The organism is Shewanella sp. GJ50-10 (genome assembly GCF_055808815.1).
The window spans coordinates 4,107,617-4,124,724 of the sequence record NZ_JBVVSS010000001.1 but is presented as its reverse complement, the minus strand read 5'-3'; the positions used below and the strand labels follow the sequence as shown (position 1 = coordinate 4,124,724).

Genomic DNA, 17,108 nt, shown 5'->3' with positions numbered 1-17,108 from the left:
GCAGTGTCAGCATATTCTGTTAATGCGTTATAGCAGGTAATAAAAAAGCGCAACGGGTTAGGTTGCGCCTTTAGACTAATGATTTAGAAAGTCAGTAATGAGGAAAAGGCTTAACCTTTCTCCATCGCTTCGATGAATTTATTTGATTCAGCAATCGACTTATTCATTTCTGTTATCAAGCTTGAGATATCAGACTGTAAGCTATTAAACTCGCCTTTAATGGCGCCAATTGCTTGGGCATTAAGGTTATGTTTTAAGTACAGCATGTTATCTTTCATTGCTGTCAAAATCGGTGGCATTTTCGCTTCAGCGCGGCGCATTCCTTTCACTAATGAGTTATAAGATCGCTGAGTTTCGTTTAACTTATTAGTGCTGTTGCGGCGAAGGCTCGCTTTGCTGATTTCTTGAATCTCGGTTTCCCATTCGTCAAATAAAGCTTCGGCAACATCTTCAACTTTATCGATACGGTTACCGACTTCATCAGCAGCGGACTGGGCAGATTCATATTCATCTTTAGCTTTGTTGTAAGCGTCTTCTAAATCTCCACCATCAAACGCGAGCAAAGCTTGCATTTCTTCTAGTGCTGAACTGAATTGCTCTTGAGCTTCTTCTTGAGATTCTTTCGCTTCTTGTACGCGATCGACCATGATGTCACGCTTGTGATAACCGACTTTTTCCATTGCGCCATAATAGGCACTTTGACAGCCACTTAATAATAAACTGACGCTGAGGAATACGAGTGATATCCATTTCTTCATCTTGTGTTCTCTTTATTGTTGTCGTTGAACTAGTCTGCTTTAAATGTGGCAGCGTCGATCACGCTCCAAAGGTGAAAAACAGCCCCAATAATTGCTGGGATAATTAATACCCAAAAGAAGTAACCTACTGCTGTAATACAGAAAAATAGAATTGCAGCTATAATGCGTCCTTGAACCAGTTGGCCTAAACCAGGAAAAAAGAAACTGGCAATCGCGGCAATGACATTGCCCGCAGAACCTTGTTGAGACATTAAATTGCTCCCTAGGAGTGTAACTATCGTGTTATAACATTGTACGAAGTTAAACGCGTAATTGAAATTAATAAATCAGAGAATATTGTGACAAATAAGATAGATGTAGCGTATTTCAAAAATATGAGTGTCAGTATTTGGCAATTTTTAGTTCATCTAAAGTGCAGGCTGCAGGAAGATCAAATTAACGTTAAAGCAGGGCATTTAGCTTATGTGACCTTATTATCATTGGTGCCGATGGTGGCAGTGATGATGTCGATGTTATCCGCCTTTCCTGGGTTTGAGGGGATCCGCGGCAAAATAGAAAGCTTCATTTACAGTAATTTCATGCCAGCGTCGGGCGATACCGTGCAAATTTATATTAATGAATTTGTCGATAATGCTTCAAAAGCCACCTTTGTTGGGGTCATGGCATTAGTGGTCGTTGCACTAATGCTGATATCAGCCATTGATAAAGCATTAAACAATATTTGGCGAACAACTGATAAACGATCTTACGTGGTGTCGTTTTCAATGTACTGGATGGTACTGACGTTAGGGCCGGTATTAATTGGTGCTAGCTTAGTGGCAACGTCTTATGTGGTTTCACTTAAAGTCTTTGAAATGTCGGAAATATCGGTATTGATGACTTGGCTGGTTGAACGTTTACCTATGCTATTTTCTGTCGCCTCAATTTTACTGCTGTATATGGTGGTACCGAATAAAAAAGTCCATTTTTGGCATGCGTTAATCGGTGCGATAGTTGCGGCAATATTATTTGAAGCGGGCAAAAAGGGTTTTGCTTTTTATGTTACCCAGTTTCCGAGCTATGAGGCGATTTATGGCGCATTAGCGACGATTCCTATTTTATTTGTTTGGGTGTATTTATCTTGGGTGATTGTCCTTTTAGGCGCTGAAATAACCGCAGCGTTACCTGAGTATTTAGATTCTGGCATTTTTTCGCTTAAAAAAACCAAACAACCAATTAAACCTAATACGGTGGTTGAACAGGTCGCTGAAACGAATGTAGACAGTGATAACAAACCTACATAGTTAAAAATAAGACTTATTAAGAGAACGAGTGAGGAGAATAGCGATAAAATAAAGTGTCTTAGATGAATAATTTAGTTGTACTTAAATTGTCTCTACACGGTATATTGCTATGTAAGTGTTAAATAATAAAATCTAAGTTGTTTTCACTCTAACCAAGAGTTTATGCAGCTGTACTCAACAAGGATAGCAAATGAAAAAATTGATTATTGCAGCATGTGTATTAGGTTTATCAGCTTGTGCTGCAACCGACAATTCATCAGAAATCAGCGAAACGAACGCTGCGCCTAAAATGATTAATATGGCTGGCATGACAGATCAGCAAGCGACTGATGAGCTTTATAACGCCTTATTAAAGTCGAGCTATTTAGCCACTAAACTTAGCCCTAATAGTGTTGCAGTGCAATTTGGTGATAACCAGTTTGTGTTACAGCCAAGCATGAGCGAGCAAGGCGTAGATAGAATTTTAACTAACCGCTTGTTTGCTGTTCATCCTCAACTACATGGTAGTAAAGAACTTTTGGTATTGATTGGTTCACTAAACCAAAAACTTAACTTTGCTAAGTTTGTTATTCGTGAAAATGGTGGCGTGATTCAGGTACAAGGTGCAGCTACTTTTGTTGATTCTATTGAGTTAGAAGAGTTGCGTCGTTTCATGCTGTGGACTGATGAGGGGTTGAAGCAAGTAGGCAAATCATTCCCTAAAGGTTCAGAAGAGTTGATTAAACCAATTCCTGTAATTAAGCCTGACGCTGGGGCGTAATAGGGGCGTAATATTGTAGAATGTGTTCATCAACCATATGGTGAACACAACAATAGGAAATAACATTGATTGGGTTAATCCAAAGAGTGGCACATGCAAGTGTCACTATCGATTCTGCTGAAGGCAAGCAGGTCACCGGCAGTATCAATAAAGGCTTATTAGTTTTGTTAGGTGTCGAGAAAGATGACGACATTGAAAAAATGCGTAAGCTTGCAAAGAAGGTAATTGGTTACCGAATTTTTAATGATGAAAACGGCAAAATGAACCTAAATTTGCAGCAAGCAGGTGGTGAACTTTTAGTGGTTTCGCAATTCACTTTAGCTGCAGATACAGGCAGAGGTTTACGCCCAAGCTTTTCGTGTGCAGCAACACCAGATCAAGCCAATGACCTCTATGAAGCCTTTGTGGCATTTTGCCGCGAACAAGGCGTAAATACACAAACGGGTTCATTTGGTGCAGATATGAAAGTCGAATTGCTCAATGATGGCCCTGTCACGTTTAACCTGCAGGTATAATTTACTTCTGATGAATACTGACTCAACTCAAACTCATCCATGTTTGTCGCTACCAGAGCTGCATAAGTATGAGGTGTGGTTAACTGAGTTAAAGCAAACTTGGTATCAGACCATTCCGGTGAGTCAGTTTATGCAAATCTCACCACAGGCCTTTGATGGGCAATACTTCATTGTGTCGGCGCCCATGGCACCTAATATCAACCTTCATCAAACCATGTTTGCTGGCAGCATTTACACCTTAATGACCCTAACAGGTTGGGGGATGATGTGGTTGCAGCAAAGGTTGTTAGGTATAGAAGGTAATATTGTGTTAGCCGATGCGCATATTCGTTACCATTCGCCGATCAATCAAGATCCTATCATCAATGTTGTTTGGCCAGAAACAGCCTCACTTATGCCTCTTAAAACAGGTGGTAAAGCGAAAGTGAAACTTGAAGTACAACTACATTGTGCAGATAAACTGTGCGCAACGTTTAGTGGCTTGTACTTTAGTTATTAAGCTTCAACAGAGATTAAGTGCTCAATAGAGATTAATCGTTCAATGATTCACAACACAGTAAGTCTTTCATCGCACCCGCATTAACGGCGCAACTAAACCCTTTAGCTTCAAAAATATCACAGCCTTTTTGAGCTCTAATACCTGCACCACAATACACAACAAATTGCTGTAATTTATCATGTTCAGATAGCCAACTATCTAATTCAGTCAGTGGTACATTAATCGCTTCAGGTAAGTGGCCTGAGGCAAATTCATCTGGATTTCTGACATCTATTAACGGTGCACCTTGCTTAACCAGTTTCCAGCAAATGTCCGTTTCCTGTTTACCTGAAAGCTTCATTGCTGTGCTAGATTCAGTATTATTATCAGTCATCCTTTCTAAACTTACATCTTTCATTATTAGCCCACCTGTTTAGTTAAAATTCACTAGCTATATTGTTTAAGAACATAAGAAATATTAGATTTGTTTCAATAAGATTATTCTAATGCATAATTTAAAGCAAGTAAAAACAGGGAGCCTCTGTATTGATAGGCTCTCATTTTTTATAAGTGTCAGCGGAATCGTGAGGGTAAGATCCTGATATTGTATTGAAATATTGATAGGTTTTAATTAAAACCCTTGAGCATTCAATAGTGTAGATACAGGTGTTAAAACGTCAATGATCTTATTGATAATACGAGTTTAAAGATTTATCGCAATCTTGTTCAATCCAGGTGGCAACACTTATCCTTGGCTGAGTTTATTAAACCAACTTAATAACCATTAGTACATGGCATTAGGTTCTATAGTATTATAAATGTTAAATATTCTAACTATAAATAAAAAAGTATGCATGTGACTAAAGAGGCTGAAATTCAATTAGAGCAAGCGAAGAAATTGCTTATTCGTGGAAGCATTACCGGTGCTGAAGCGATAATTAAACCGCTAGCAAGCTCACAAAATTCTGAAGCGCAGTTGTTATATGTAGATTTACTTATTCGTAAGCAGCCTTCATTGGGTTTAGATTATTTATTCGATTTGACGAAACAAAAAGTAAAGGGGGCAAATTATAAAGCTGCATTTTTACTCTATTTCCACTCTGAAATAGGGGTTGAGTTTCAATCTTTCTTGTTTCAGGCGGTTGAGGAAGAAGACTTGTCGGCAATTTTGGTTGCAGCAAACTTATATTACCAACAAAGCTATCCGCAAAAGGCTCATAGTATTCTAAGTTCTTTTGCCCATATACCCGCTGTAAAACAAGTATTATTTCAACTTAATAGCCAATCAGAGAAAATTAGTGTTTCAGATTTTAGTGATTTAAAAAGGCCTGATCTATCAAAGTTGTCATATGAATTAATTGCTCAAGAAATCAATCTATACACAGTTGATAACTTTGTTTCTGACTTTGAATGTCTTTGGCTAATGAATAATGCGCAAGCATCCATTAAGCGTTCAAAGGTTGTTGATGGTGAAACTGGTGCAACTCGAGTTAGTAAAGTGAGGACGGGCTCGGTTGCTCAGCTAAAGCCCACTATTCAAGATTGGATTCTGCTTAATATCGAGAAAAAAATTGCTGCCTATTTTAATCTTGCTATAGAAAATGGTGAGCTCAGTAATGTATTAAAGTACTTACCAGGAGAGGAATACAAAGAACACTATGATTTTTTTCACCCTAATGATTCAGGCTCAGAAGTCGCTTTGCAAGATGGTGGTCAAAGGTTCAAAACAGTCTTAATTTATTTGAATGAAGTTGAGCAAGGTGGAGAGACTCGATTTCCAAGATTAGATAAATCAATAAGGCCGAAAGCGAAGCAACTGATCGTTTTTAACAATACCGATAACAGCTATTCACCATTACCACTTTCGTTGCATCAAGGTATGCCAGTTATATCTGGTGAGAAGTGGCTATTTTCTAAGTGGTTAAGAGCCAAACCCACGTCTTATAAAAGTATTCTCAATTCGATAAACGTGCTTTAACGATATTGTTTTGATTTCAAGGAAGGCATTTAGCTTCCTTGAAATCACAGTTTTAAGCCTGCCAACGTTTAAAAATCAATGAGGTATTAATGCCGCCAAAGGCGAAATTATTACTCATGACATAATCGGTACTAAGCTGTCTTATATCGTCTTTAATATAATCAAGTTGGGCGCATTCAGGGTCGACCTCTTCGAGGTTAAGACTAGGTGCAAACCATCCAGCATTCATCATTTCAATACTTACCCAAGCTTCTAAAGCGCCACAAGCTCCTAGAGTGTGGCCGGTGTAACTCTTGAGTGATGAAATAGGTGTTTGCTCACCAAAGACGGCATAAGTCGCTTTAGTTTCAGCGATATCACCGCGATCGGTCGCTGTGCCATGGGCATTGATATAGCCAATCTGACTAGCATCAATATCAGCGTTACTCAGGGCTTGTCTAATGGCTACTTCCATCGTGTCGGCATTCGGTTGAGTGATATGCAAACCATCAGAATTAGTGCCAAAACCGACAAGTTCCGCATAAATCGTCGCTCCGCGGGACTTGGCATGTTCGAGTTCTTCGAGCACTAAAGTACAAGCGCCTTCGCCAATCACTAAGCCGTCGCGCTGGCTATCAAAAGGTCTTGGTGTGGTGTGTGGTTTATCGTTTTTAGTGCTGGTGGCGAATAAGGTATCAAAAACTACCGCTTCAGTTGGGCATAGCTCTTCACCGCCGCCTGCGAGCATCAGTGTTTGCTGGCCAAATTTAATCGCTTCATAGGCATAACCAATCGCTTGACTGCCAGATGTGCATGCGCTGCTGGTGGTATGTACGCGACCTTTAAGGCCGAAGAAAACCCCAACATTAACCGCAGTCGTATGGGCCATCATTCGAATATAACTAGTGGCATTGATACCCGACATATCACCGTTTTTTAGCATATCGCCAAAGCCAATAATGGGTTCAGTACTGCCAGTTGATGAGCCGTAAGCAATGCCCATTGCTCCCGATGACACGATAGGCTCACCTAACAGGCCCGCATCTTCTAAAGCCACTTCGCTGGCGCGAGTAGCCATAATAGAAACTCGCCCCATTGAGCGGATTTTTTTGCGCGAATAATGTTTAGGTTGCTCAAAATCAGTAATCGGTGCCGCAAGACGTGTATTAAGAGAAGGGTACTTATCCCATTCATCCATAGTGATGACACAATTATGTTTTTGTTGTAATCGCTTAGCGATCGTCGGCCAGTCGTGACCTAAAGCGGACACTCCACCTATGCCTGTAATAACCACCCTGCGGCTCATATCATGCCTCCATTAACAGAGATCACTTGGCGAGTGATATAAGCTGCGTCGTCGGACATTAAAAAGTTAGCCAGTCCGGCGATTTCATTAACTTTGCCCATGCGGCGCATTGGCACGATTTGATTGACCATATCTTTAGGAAAATCACTGACCATATCGGTTTCAATTAAACCTGGTGCAATACAGTTAACGGTAATTTTTCGTTTGGCGAGCTCTAAAGACAGCGCTTTGGTTGCGCCGATTAGTCCAGCTTTTGAGGCGCTGTAATTTACTTGTCCGCGATTACCCGCAATACCAGAGACTGAAGCCATCGTTATAATCCGACCACCATTTCTGGCTTGGATCATCGGCATAATGGTGGGCTGTATGACGTTATAAAAGCCATCGAGGTTGGTATGAATCACACTATCCCATTCCTCTTCGGTCATGGCAGGAAAGGCGGTATCTTTGGTGATCCCAGCGTTTAAGATAACCCCATAATAGGCGCCATGTTGCTCAATATCTTGTTCAATCTGTGCTTTAGCAGCTTGTCTGTCTGCAACATCAAATGCAATTAAACTGGCGCTGACACCTAGAGCTTGGATTTCAGCTTGGGTTTGCTGGGCAGCGGTAATATTGCTGTGGTAGTGAACCGCGATATCAAAGCCTTGGGATGCGAGTTTTAGTGCTATCGCTTTACCAATACCACGGCTAGAACCTGTGACTAAAACTCTATTATTTGTTGTCATCTTTTATAAATACCTTTTAATCTCCGTAAAGTGCAGCGTCAGCTTGTTATTGTGTTGAACTGACATGATTGGCTACACCGAACTTTCCTGTATATATGCTTGGGTATCTTGGGGCTGAAATACGTTCACATTGGCTGAGGCAATAACGGTTTCATCAGCTAAAATTTGGCAGTCAAAAACTGCTAAACCAGAGTCTTCTTGATATAACCTTGCTACGCTAATTTGATATTTATGACCCAATTGATAAAGGGGCTGATGCATTAGCAATTTACGCGTGCCCAATAAAAATCCAACACGAATTTTATCATTTCTAAGGTGCGCTTCAACACCGGCTAAAGCGGCAATACTTTGCGCCATATATTCGATGCCGACGTAATTGGGTACGCCATTGATAGCGTCATTAAAATAAGCGCTTTGTTCCGTAATCTCAACTTGTGTAATAAGGCTGTCTTGCTGATGTTTGATGACTCTATCTATCAAAATCATCGGTGCTCTGTGGGGCACAAACTCAGCAATATCCTTGGCTAGTAACGCCATAGTTGCAATCTTTTCAGACATCTTGTTTTCCTGCTTTCGCGAAAATGATACTGGCATTGCTGCCACCAAAAGCAAATGAGTTACTCATAATATAATTAAGTGGTTTTGACTGCACACCATTTAAAGGTGCTGATTCCACAAGAGGCAATACAGGATTATTGGGATCTTGTTGCTTATCCCATATGTGCGGAGGCAGTAATTGATCTTGATTGTATGAGCTTAATAATAAATAGCAAAATGCAGCTTCAATGGCGCCAGCCGCGCCTAAACAGTGGCCCGTTAAAGGCTTGGTTGAACTACATAATGGGATAGCATAGGAAGTAGCTGTATTTGCACTCGCTATTTCGCCTGCAAACACTTGATGCATAGCAACTGACTCCATCGCATCATTTTTAGGGGTCGCTGTGCCATGTAAATTGACGTATGAAACTTGGCTTGCATTGATATCAGCATCATTAAGTGCAGCTTTCATTGCGGCTATAGCACCTAAACCTTGCGGATGGGGCGCCGAAATATGGTGGGCATCAGATGACTCGCCGATACCCGCCAATAACACTTCAGTGGCTGATTGATCTTGAGTATTTTCAACTTCAGTAAGCTGCAACATAAATAATGCAGCACCTTCGCCAATATTAATACCATCACGATTTTCACTGAATGGATTACATAAACCTGTAGATACTGACTCGAGCGCATTGAATCCATTTAACGTTAACTGGCATAAACTATCGACCCCACCAACGATGACTACATCGCACATGTTTGCCCTGAGTAATCTCTGCGCGCTGGCAAATACTTTGGTACTTGATGAACAAGCGGTCGAAACGGTATAGCAAGGGCCATCTAAGTCATAAAGCTTGCGCAAGAAGTCACTGGTGCTGCCAAGCTCTTGTTGAGCGTAGTGGTAACTGGGTGGAAATTTACCGTGTTGCTGATGATATTCAAGCGCCGCTTCGCCCTTTGAAATGCCTGAAGTACTCGTGCCTAAGACCACGCCAACTCTAGTTTTACCAAACAGGTTTTTGGCTTGTTCAATACTGTGTTTTAGCTGCTGTGCCGCGGTATACAACAAGCGGTTATTGCGACAATTAAATTGCTCTAGCGCATCAGGAATCGCTAATAAGTCGGTGTCATTGATGGCGCCAACTCGCGTTTCAGCAGCAAACATTAAGTCATCTCGCATCACCATCGCATCAGTATTGCCAGCAAGTAAATTTGCCAGTACTGACTCAGGCGTATGACCTAATGGGGTACATAGTCCAATGTGTGTAATTGCTATGGAACGGCGCATAGTGATTGACATAGTTATTGGTACTTATCTTAATGATGATTTACATCAGTGTAGTTACAGGCTTTTATTTAATGCTATTTATTTAATGCTATTTATTTAACGCTATCGGGTTAAAGCAATGGCGAAATTAATAAGGTGATATTCGCTGCCGGAAAATGCAATATCACCTCAGCAATCCATGGATTCTTATCTGAGTAATCAATGGTAATTGCAGGTTCGTTATTGACGAACAAAGCGCTACAACGCTGCTGGTCACAATCTACATCGCGCATTTCACCTTGGCTAAAGTATGGGTTAACTTGCTCATGAGGCCAATATATCAACTGCATGATTGCCATTAAATACTCAGCTTTAAAATCCTCACCCATTAATACATTTTGTTGACTAATAACGTCATCGCCATCAAAGGTGACAGTAAATAAAGCTTGGCCAATGGGCGCAAGGCCTACCATGGTCATTTTAGTTGTTGTCAGCTCAAGCTGAGTCAGTAATTCATGATGTTTTTCGCCATGGGTGAAACTGATTTTTTGACTCAGAAATTGCTCGTCATTGGCCTGTGCTTGTAACATAGGAGCAAGGCAATAATTGACTTCTGGCGTCAGTTTAACGCAGGTTTGTCGCAGTAATTGTTGGCTACAACCTGAAACTAACAAGGCTATAATTACAATCGAAAATTGAATGAATCGATGCATCATTAACTCGCTTTAGTGTGGTCGCGACATAAGTCGACAATCATATTCAGACGACGCTCTGAATCTTTCACAAATGGGTTATTAGTATCCCAAGCATAACCCGCCAAGATAGAACAAATCATTTGTTTTATGATTGGGTTTGGATCTTCGTAAAAAATCACATCCTGAAAACGGCCATCGTACCAAGCTTGAACGTAAGTTCGGAAGGTATTTACCCCTTGCATTAATGGCTGAGCGTAGTCTTGTTGCCAGTCTACTTCTTCGCCATCAAGTTGTTTGATTAAGGTCTCAACAGCCATTGCGGCAGATTGCATAGCGATAGTCACCCCTGATGAGAAAACAGGGTCTAAAAACTCACCAGCATTGCCGAGTAAAGCAAATTGCGATGTGGCTAAGGTTGATACATTGGCAGAGTAGCCCTTTAAACTTGCACAAGGCTGTAAAACTGTCGCGTTGGCAAGTAATGCTTTTAGGCCGGGCTCTTCATTGATTAGCTTCCAGAGTTGTTGCTCTAGTTCGTCTTTGCTGCGGTCTTTGTTTTCAGCTTTAGCGCTACTTTCAACCCCAGAACGACAATGTTCAATTAAATGTGGCTCAGCCACTACCCCCACCGAGCAGCGGCCATCACTGAAAGGAATTAACCAATACCAAATATCTTTTTGGGTTGGGTGAACGCTAATTAAGATCTTCTCACGATCAAAATCAGGATCGGTAATATTGTCTTTGATATGGGTAAAAATGGCGCTACGAGCAGGTAAGTCAGATGGCTTTTCTAAATCTAATAATCTCGGTAGCACTCGGCCAAAACCACTGGCATCAAGGACATATTTAGCGGTGATTTGATATGGGGTATTTTGCTCATCTGTGACGCTTAGTTTAGGTGATGATGACAGGTTATCTCCCAAGTCGATATCGTTAACGCTATGCCCATGACGGATCTCAACGCCTTGGGATGCTGCTGTATCCGCTAACAATTTATCAAATTGACCACGCTGAACCTGAAAAGTGGTACCTGGGCCTTGAGTGAATTTATCAGTAAAGTTAAACGTGGTGTATGTACCATCATGGCGAAAAGCTGCGCCATTTTTAAACTGAAATCCAGCCTGCTTAACCGCGTCTAACATGCCCGCTTGCTCAATAAACTGCATGCAATAAGGCAGTAAGCTTTCACCAATTGAAAAACGAGGGAAATGTTGTTTTTCAATTACCAAAACTTGCTTGCCTTGCTGGTGTAATAAGCTTGCGGCAATCGCTCCAGAAGGCCCTGCGCCTATAATGACCACATCGACATCAGCATTATTACCACTGACAGTGGTATTTTGTTGTGCATCCTTGCGCGAACTTACTGGGTTATTTTCCATAATGTGCTACTTCTCTTGTTGTATTTTCAACATTCATGCTTATGAGTGGTGCGAGTAAAAATGTAAATCCGATACCAAATAATAATGTGAGGCCAAAGTAATGAATAGCGTTTGTTTGGCTTAAAGCGAGTAAACCAAAAGCCAGTAAGGTTGAGCAAGCTGACATCAATACTGCCATCATGACTCCACTAGCAGAAGCTGCTGAGTTTGATTTAACGGAGGCGAAAAACAAACTGTAATCAATACCAATACCTAAAACGAGGATAAGTGCTAATGCGTGGAATAAACTCAGTGGCGAGCCGACTAAACCAATGCAAGCTAAAGTCAGTAGGATTGAACTCGCTGGGATCATTACAATGCGAACAGCAAGTTTAACTCCAAATTTGAAGCTAAAGATGCCAATGGCAATCACGCAGACCAAGACTAACAACTGCAAAGTGAGTTGTTTAAATTTAGCCATTAACTGGGAAATCTCACCCACTTTATCAATCACCTGCATTGATAATCCGCTTTGCTTAACCCGAAGAGTAAGCGCCGATAAATCGTTAATGCCACCTAATAAAATGATGCTGCCAAACTGTGTTGATTGAGCGCCGGTATCAGTATTTATCTCTGCATCAGCATTAATATCAGTTCCAACATCAGGGCTTAGCCAAAGACCCGCTAAATCTTTACCAGCAATATCAAGAACCGCATCAGGTGTTATAAAATCATTTTTGCTGTGGGCAAGACTATTAAGTAAATCAGGCTTGATAGATTCATCTAACCCAAGTGCATCAATGATTTCATCTAAATGCTGTTGATATAACTGCCGGTAAGCGAGGTAATTATCTCGTTGTGTTTGCTCACTAGGTAAATAGCGACTCAAGCTAACAAAACTACTGATTTCATTAGCATCAACCGCCGCAGATAACACTTTTGCGGAGAGTGTTAACTCGGCCAATAAGCCTTGCTCAGTAGCAGCGCTGACGAGGATAAATTGATTATCTGTGCCGCCGCTTAATACCTGTCTTAACTTATTTTCCTCGGCGGTAATATTCGCAGGGCTTTGCTGTAGATTCCGAATATCGTCATTACTGGTGAGCTGGCTAAAGCCTACTGTCAAAAAGGCTGCCGTTGCTAGCACTAGTAATGCCATTTTTACGGGTTTATTAGCAGATTGCTGAGCCGTGAAGCTATTCGTAACCTTTGTTAGCCATAGCAAATATTTTTCTGACCACACCAGCAAGTAAGATGATGTGGGCAGTTTATGATTAGCCAGTAACGGATAAGCAAATACCAAAGTCAGATACGCGCCTAAAAGGCCAGCTGCGCAGAATATAGCAACCTGTTGCATCCCCGGAAACGGCGTAAAGCCAATTGCAATAAACGCGATTGCACTGGTCAACAAAGCTAATGTCATTGCAGGTATAATTCGTTGAATAATATCAGTTGCGCTTGGGGTTTTAAGTCGCAGTTTTTCGCAGTAAAAATGAAAGCTGTAGTCGATAGCAACGCCAATCAAGCTAGTGCCAAATACTAATGTGAGAAGGTGTAACTCGCCAAAAACGGTCAATGTGGCCACGGTGGCAAACAAAAAACCACTGGATAAGGTCAACATCGCTAATGACAGTGGCATAATACTTCTAAAGCCAAACCAGACTAATAGCATCACGCCCAATAATGAAAGACTGCCGATAGTGGATACTTCGAACTTGGCGGTTTGCGTTGCCGCCTGAGCATGGAACAGGGTGCCTGCCTTAATCACCTCAATATCAGGGTATTGAAGGGTTAACTCTGAAAAGGCATCGGTTAACGTTGCAATTTGTTGTTGCTGGCCATCAGGGTTAAACGCACTTTTGACCCCTTTAGCAATGATGATCGCGACGGTTTTGGTCCCTGATTGACCCAAGAGAATATCTTGCTCGCTGGTTAGTCGCTTAGATGGCGCCAGAGCCATGATGTTGTCAGGGAACAATAGTAATGGGTCTTGAGTTAACAGTGCGCTACTGGCGTAACCAAAACTGCTATATAACTGCTGCTGTGCCGCCTGTAATAATTGTCGCCACTGGTTCGAGCCTTCATCGTCACTTAGATGTTTTTGTTGTTCATCAGTCAGTAACATAAAACGTTTATCAAAGTAATATTGGCTCAACGCCTGCATCTGTTTGCTTTCACCACTTTGAATGTCAGTAAAGACATCAGGTGATTGCTGTAACTGTCCAATAAACTGGGTTGCCGCGCTAATCGCTTGCTGCTTATTCTCTGCCGCTAAGCCAATATAAACTTGATCGGCAAGGCGAAATTCAACTTTGTCTAACGCCTTTTGAGTCAAAGGTGCTTCACTGAGTTTTGGCAGCATAGCCAATATATTACTTTGAATTTTTGCGCCTGATTGCCATAAGCTGGCTCCATAAACGCAGACCGAAATAACCAGTAAACACCAGATAATAAAACGCGAATAGGCTTGTTTGGGTGAGTTAAACCAACTAACCAGTTTTGCCATTAGTTGGTTTCGCTATCAGAGTTGTTCGAACGAGTGACTTGTTGTTTAGATTCTGGCTCTCTGGCTTTTGAGTCTTTAGTTGTTGAAAGCTCAAAGCTTTGTATATCTGCTGGAGTCAGCTTTTGGACCACATTGGAAAAGTTAATGATGGTTCTATCGCCAGTATTAGTAACATGGCTAGTATCAGTGCCAGATACAGCTGATGTTGAGTGTGGAAGTGCAGATAGCATAGTTAGGCGGTTAATTTGCTGTTTACCGTCAACAACGCCTCCTTCTAGCACCATTGCGCCAATGGCTTTTTGCATTAATGGGTCTTTTGCCACTAAACCTAATTGCCAATTTATTATTTGCGCCGAGTCACTGTGAGTCGCCATATTCTCGGGCATAAATAATTCAAAGTCTTGGGCTAAAGCGTCAAGATCACCTGTTAACAATGCCTGCATCAATTGTGGTAATTGCTCAGCCATTGCTGAGCTAGTTTGATTAGCTTGGCTATGGGTAATATTGCCAAAACTATCTTGTTGAATCAGGGTATTTTGCTGTAACACTATGGTGCTGGCAAAAGGTGTTGTTTGCTTCCATAGCAAGCCAATGTCTTGGCTGAAGATAAATTCACCAGCACTTTTTAGCGGTCTTTTAAGTGCAGCGAGGTAACGGGTTTGCTGGAACTCCCCCTTGGCTTGCGCCCCAAGTTGCAGTTGCTGCGCCAATAGACTGAGCTGTTGATTGTTAACTTGCACAGCGCTTCCCGAGTTAGAAGCTGAGCTAGACGTTGACTTGGAAGTGGCGCTAGAAGTCGAGTGAGCAGCTGAATTCGCATTAGTGCTAAATAAGCTAGCGAGTTGCTCGTTAGTTAATTCAGCTTGCTCAGCTTTTGCTGTGCCTAAGCATAAAGTGAGGCTGAGTATCGCAGTTAGCAGCAGTCTCATTGATTACCAAGCTCCGCAGCTAGCTCTTGTTTTAGTTGACCTTCTTCAAGTAATGGCAGGATTTTTTGTCTAAATACTGCTGGGGTGACGAAACAAAGCTCTTCTGTTTCTATCTCAACAGCCGCTTGAATAGTATAGCCTTTAGTTATCCGTTGGCCTGTTTCGGCATCTCGAATATGATAGTTAATCTTAAGGCGGTTTTCCCACTCAACTATAGCAGCATGCACGATAAGGTGTTGATCAAAGGTGCTGCTTTTTACATATTTAAGTTGCGTGTCCACAATGGGCCAAGCGTAGCCAGAGTGCATCATTTGGCGGTAGTTATAGCCCAGTTCATCGAGCAATTTACAGCGCGCGACTTCAAAGTAACGTAAGTAGTTACCGTGCCAAGTGATACCCATTGAATCGACATCATGAAATGGTACCATCATAGTAAGTTCGGTGCTGAAAATGGCCTTCATATCAGCAAACCTCCCACTGACCCAATTGAATCTTCTCGACCGTTTGACGTAAAACGGCTTCCAGTGGGCGATCTTCGGTAAGTAGTTCAAAGTCTTCGCTAACTTGGGTTACGGTTTTAGATAATGACGGCGTTAACGAATCCTGAGCCAACTCGTTTTGAGCAATACGTAAATGAATACCTTGAGTCATGGCAAGTAAGGCTGCTGCAGCAACTTGTTCAGTAAGTTGTAATACTCGCATGCAATCTCGAGCTGCAATGGTGCCCATGCTGACTTTATCTTGGTTATGACACTCTGTTGAGCGAGAAAACACACTGGCAGGCATAGTGTTTTTTAATGCTTCAGCAGTCCAAGCTGATACGCCAATTTGCACCGCTTTAAAACCGTGATTAATGGCTTGGCGTGCGCCAACTGAGGCCGATAAGTTAGCTGGTAAGCCGTTATTAAACTTAGGATCCATCACTAACGCCATTTGGCGATCAATTAAGTCTGCTAAGTTGGCAACGGTGTTTTTCATCGAATCCATTACAAAGGCAATATGACCACCGTAGAAATGGCCGCCATGTAGGATATGTTCACCTTCACCATCAACAATAGGATTGTCATTGGCGCTGTTTAATTCGGTTTCAATGAATTGGCGCATGAACGGTAATGCATCCTGCAATACCCCGATAATGTGCGGCGCGCAGCGAATTGAATATCGGTCTTGTAAACGGTCAGAGTTTCTTGGGTGAGTGTGATGATTTAAATCTTCACGGATCCAAGTAGCAATTTGGTTTTGACCAGGATGGGGTTTGGCATCAAATAAGATGTCATCAAAATGGTTGGAATTACCTTTAAGGGTGAGCGACGCCATTGCGGTAATACGACTCGATAAGCGAGCAAGGTATTGAGCGCGATCATAAGCTAAACAGGCTAAAGCGGTCATCACTGCGGTGCCATTCATTAACGCCAAACCTTCTTTAGGGCGCAATGTTAATGGCACTATGTTGAGCTCAGCATAAACCTCTTTTGTTGGGCGGCGTTTGCCTTGATAAACCACATCTCGCTCGCCAATTAATACCGCTGCTAAGTACGAAAGCGGGGTTAAGTCACCGCTGGCACCTACAGAACCCTCTTCCGGGATCACTGGGGTGATATCAAGGTTCAATAGCAATTCAATACGCTGTAATAGCTCGTAGGTCACCCCAGACTTACCCACTGCGAGTGAGTTTAATCGACAGGCCATAATGGCTCTAGATTGCATCGGCGAGAAGATATCACCTAAGCCACAACCGTGAAAACGAGATAAATGCAGTGGTAATTCATGAACTAAATCGAGCCCAACAGTGACAGTACAAGAATCACCGTAGCCAGTGGTGACGCCATATACCACGCCTTCTTCACTGAGTAGGCTATCGATAAAGCGTGCGCCTTTTTGAATATATTCTTGGTATTGGGCTGTTTCATTTAACTTCACAGGTGCGCCCTTAGCCACACTTACTACTTGCTCAAGGCTAATAGATCGTTGACCAAAGTTTACCGTTGCCAAGGTCGATGCTGATGAAGATGAAGTAGATTGGCTCAT

At 41.9% G+C, this 17,108-nt stretch carries 18 protein-coding genes; 5 read left to right on the top strand and 13 right to left on the bottom strand.

The features are described from left to right. Window positions 1–110 precede the first annotated feature (110 nt). Window positions 111–758, bottom strand: a complete 648-nt coding sequence (locus tag AC0L4E_RS17340; protein WP_473680515.1) for a DUF2959 domain-containing protein — start codon at window positions 756–758, stop codon at window positions 111–113. 29 nt (window positions 759–787) lie between these two features. Beyond that, a complete protein-coding gene (locus AC0L4E_RS17335; RefSeq protein ID WP_153912424.1) occupies window positions 788–1,009 on the bottom strand; it encodes a hypothetical protein in 222 nt (73 codons plus the stop codon). 87 nt (window positions 1,010–1,096) lie between these two features. Here AC0L4E_RS17335 and AC0L4E_RS17330 point away from each other — a divergent pair, with 87 nt between their 5' ends. The 4 genes from AC0L4E_RS17330 to AC0L4E_RS17315 all read left to right on the top strand — a co-directional run bounded on the left by AC0L4E_RS17330 (window position 1,097) and on the right by AC0L4E_RS17315 (window position 3,815). After that, the gene (locus AC0L4E_RS17330) at window positions 1,097–2,041 is read left to right on the top strand and encodes a virulence factor BrkB family protein (RefSeq protein WP_473680513.1); all 945 of its coding nucleotides are present in this window, start codon (window positions 1,097–1,099) and stop codon (window positions 2,039–2,041) included. 190 nt (window positions 2,042–2,231) lie between these two features. Then, on the top strand, window positions 2,232–2,801 hold the full coding sequence (locus AC0L4E_RS17325; protein WP_473680511.1) for a hypothetical protein: 570 nt from the start codon (window positions 2,232–2,234) through the stop codon (window positions 2,799–2,801). A gap of 65 nt (window positions 2,802–2,866) precedes the next feature. Continuing rightward, entirely contained in the window at window positions 2,867–3,316 is a 450-nt protein-coding gene (gene dtd, locus AC0L4E_RS17320) for a D-aminoacyl-tRNA deacylase (RefSeq protein ID WP_473680509.1), read from the top strand. A gap of 10 nt (window positions 3,317–3,326) precedes the next feature. Next, window positions 3,327–3,815: a thioesterase domain-containing protein gene (locus AC0L4E_RS17315; RefSeq protein ID WP_473680507.1), complete on the top strand. Its 489-nt coding sequence runs from the start codon at window positions 3,327–3,329 to the stop codon at window positions 3,813–3,815. Between the two features lie 31 nt (window positions 3,816–3,846). Here the strand turns inward: AC0L4E_RS17315 and AC0L4E_RS17310 are convergent, their stop codons facing one another. Beyond that, window positions 3,847–4,212, bottom strand: a complete 366-nt coding sequence (locus AC0L4E_RS17310) for a rhodanese-like domain-containing protein (RefSeq protein WP_473680505.1) — start codon at window positions 4,210–4,212, stop codon at window positions 3,847–3,849. A gap of 438 nt (window positions 4,213–4,650) precedes the next feature. On the opposite strand from AC0L4E_RS17310, the gene AC0L4E_RS17305 reads away from it, so the two are divergent. Further along, window positions 4,651–5,772: a 2OG-Fe(II) oxygenase gene (locus AC0L4E_RS17305; RefSeq protein ID WP_473680503.1), complete on the top strand. Its 1,122-nt coding sequence runs from the start codon at window positions 4,651–4,653 to the stop codon at window positions 5,770–5,772. A 52-nt stretch (window positions 5,773–5,824) separates the two neighbouring features. Here AC0L4E_RS17305 and AC0L4E_RS17300 read toward each other — a convergent pair whose 3' ends face one another. The 10 genes from AC0L4E_RS17300 to AC0L4E_RS17255 form a co-directional block, all read right to left on the bottom strand. Next, entirely contained in the window at window positions 5,825–7,057 is a 1,233-nt protein-coding gene (locus tag AC0L4E_RS17300; RefSeq protein WP_473680501.1) for a beta-ketoacyl-ACP synthase, read from the bottom strand. Further along, on the bottom strand, window positions 7,054–7,785 hold the full coding sequence (locus AC0L4E_RS17295; RefSeq protein ID WP_473680499.1) for a 3-ketoacyl-ACP reductase FabG2: 732 nt from the start codon (window positions 7,783–7,785) through the stop codon (window positions 7,054–7,056). Before AC0L4E_RS17295 ends, AC0L4E_RS17300 begins: the two co-directional genes overlap by 4 nt. Window positions 7,786–7,857: 72 nt before the next feature. Further along, window positions 7,858–8,343: a hotdog family protein gene (locus AC0L4E_RS17290; protein WP_473680497.1), complete on the bottom strand. Its 486-nt coding sequence runs from the start codon at window positions 8,341–8,343 to the stop codon at window positions 7,858–7,860. Beyond that, window positions 8,336–9,613: a beta-ketoacyl-[acyl-carrier-protein] synthase family protein gene (locus AC0L4E_RS17285; protein WP_473680496.1), complete on the bottom strand. Its 1,278-nt coding sequence runs from the start codon at window positions 9,611–9,613 to the stop codon at window positions 8,336–8,338. Before AC0L4E_RS17285 ends, AC0L4E_RS17290 begins: the two co-directional genes overlap by 8 nt. A 110-nt stretch (window positions 9,614–9,723) precedes the next feature. After that, window positions 9,724–10,308: a DUF3261 domain-containing protein gene (locus AC0L4E_RS17280; protein WP_473680494.1), complete on the bottom strand. Its 585-nt coding sequence runs from the start codon at window positions 10,306–10,308 to the stop codon at window positions 9,724–9,726. Continuing rightward, entirely contained in the window at window positions 10,308–11,666 is a 1,359-nt protein-coding gene (locus tag AC0L4E_RS17275; RefSeq protein ID WP_473680492.1) for an NAD(P)/FAD-dependent oxidoreductase, read from the bottom strand. Before AC0L4E_RS17275 ends, AC0L4E_RS17280 begins: the two co-directional genes overlap by 1 nt. Next, window positions 11,656–14,151 carry an MMPL family transporter gene (locus AC0L4E_RS17270; protein ID WP_473680490.1) on the bottom strand — a complete coding sequence of 832 codons (2,496 nt, stop codon included), beginning with the start codon at window positions 14,149–14,151 and terminating at the stop codon, window positions 11,656–11,658. The genes AC0L4E_RS17275 and AC0L4E_RS17270 overlap by 11 nt, the downstream gene beginning before the upstream one ends. After that, a complete protein-coding gene (locus tag AC0L4E_RS17265) occupies window positions 14,151–15,080 on the bottom strand; it encodes an outer membrane lipoprotein carrier protein LolA (protein WP_473680488.1) in 930 nt (309 codons plus the stop codon). The genes AC0L4E_RS17270 and AC0L4E_RS17265 overlap by 1 nt, the downstream gene beginning before the upstream one ends. Further along, window positions 15,077–15,541 (bottom strand): acyl-CoA thioesterase, encoded by a 465-nt coding sequence (locus AC0L4E_RS17260; protein WP_473680486.1) that lies wholly within the window; start codon window positions 15,539–15,541, stop codon window positions 15,077–15,079. The genes AC0L4E_RS17265 and AC0L4E_RS17260 overlap by 4 nt, the downstream gene beginning before the upstream one ends. A 1-nt stretch (window position 15,542) precedes the next feature. Then, window positions 15,543–17,108, bottom strand: coding sequence for an HAL/PAL/TAL family ammonia-lyase (locus AC0L4E_RS17255; protein ID WP_473680484.1), 1,566 nt, complete (start codon window positions 17,106–17,108; stop codon window positions 15,543–15,545).

Bases quoted from the DNA above. Each gene is read 5' to 3' on its own strand.
- AC0L4E_RS17255 (WP_473680484.1), bottom strand. From the start codon at position 17,108: ATGAGCCAATCTACTTCATCTTCATCAGCATCGACCTTGGCAACGGTA.
- AC0L4E_RS17295 (WP_473680499.1), bottom strand. From the start codon at position 7,785: ATGACAACAAATAATAGAGTTTTAGTCACAGGTTCTAGCCGTGGTATT.
- AC0L4E_RS17335 (WP_153912424.1), bottom strand. From the start codon at position 1,009: ATGTCTCAACAAGGTTCTGCGGGCAATGTCATTGCCGCGATTGCCAGT.
- AC0L4E_RS17265 (WP_473680488.1), bottom strand. From the start codon at position 15,080: ATGAGACTGCTGCTAACTGCGATACTCAGCCTCACTTTATGCTTAGGC.
- AC0L4E_RS17275 (WP_473680492.1), bottom strand. From the start codon at position 11,666: ATGGAAAATAACCCAGTAAGTTCGCGCAAGGATGCACAACAAAATACC.
- AC0L4E_RS17340 (WP_473680515.1), bottom strand. From the start codon at position 758: ATGAAGAAATGGATATCACTCGTATTCCTCAGCGTCAGTTTATTATTA.
- AC0L4E_RS17280 (WP_473680494.1), bottom strand. From the start codon at position 10,308: ATGATGCATCGATTCATTCAATTTTCGATTGTAATTATAGCCTTGTTA.
- AC0L4E_RS17315 (WP_473680507.1), top strand. From the start codon at position 3,327: ATGAATACTGACTCAACTCAAACTCATCCATGTTTGTCGCTACCAGAG.
- AC0L4E_RS17290 (WP_473680497.1), bottom strand. From the start codon at position 8,343: ATGTCTGAAAAGATTGCAACTATGGCGTTACTAGCCAAGGATATTGCT.
- AC0L4E_RS17285 (WP_473680496.1), bottom strand. From the start codon at position 9,613: ATGCGCCGTTCCATAGCAATTACACACATTGGACTATGTACCCCATTA.
- AC0L4E_RS17300 (WP_473680501.1), bottom strand. From the start codon at position 7,057: ATGAGCCGCAGGGTGGTTATTACAGGCATAGGTGGAGTGTCCGCTTTA.
- AC0L4E_RS17270 (WP_473680490.1), bottom strand. From the start codon at position 14,151: ATGGCAAAACTGGTTAGTTGGTTTAACTCACCCAAACAAGCCTATTCG.
- AC0L4E_RS17260 (WP_473680486.1), bottom strand. From the start codon at position 15,541: ATGAAGGCCATTTTCAGCACCGAACTTACTATGATGGTACCATTTCAT.
- AC0L4E_RS17325 (WP_473680511.1), top strand. From the start codon at position 2,232: ATGAAAAAATTGATTATTGCAGCATGTGTATTAGGTTTATCAGCTTGT.
- AC0L4E_RS17310 (WP_473680505.1), bottom strand. From the start codon at position 4,212: ATGAAAGATGTAAGTTTAGAAAGGATGACTGATAATAATACTGAATCT.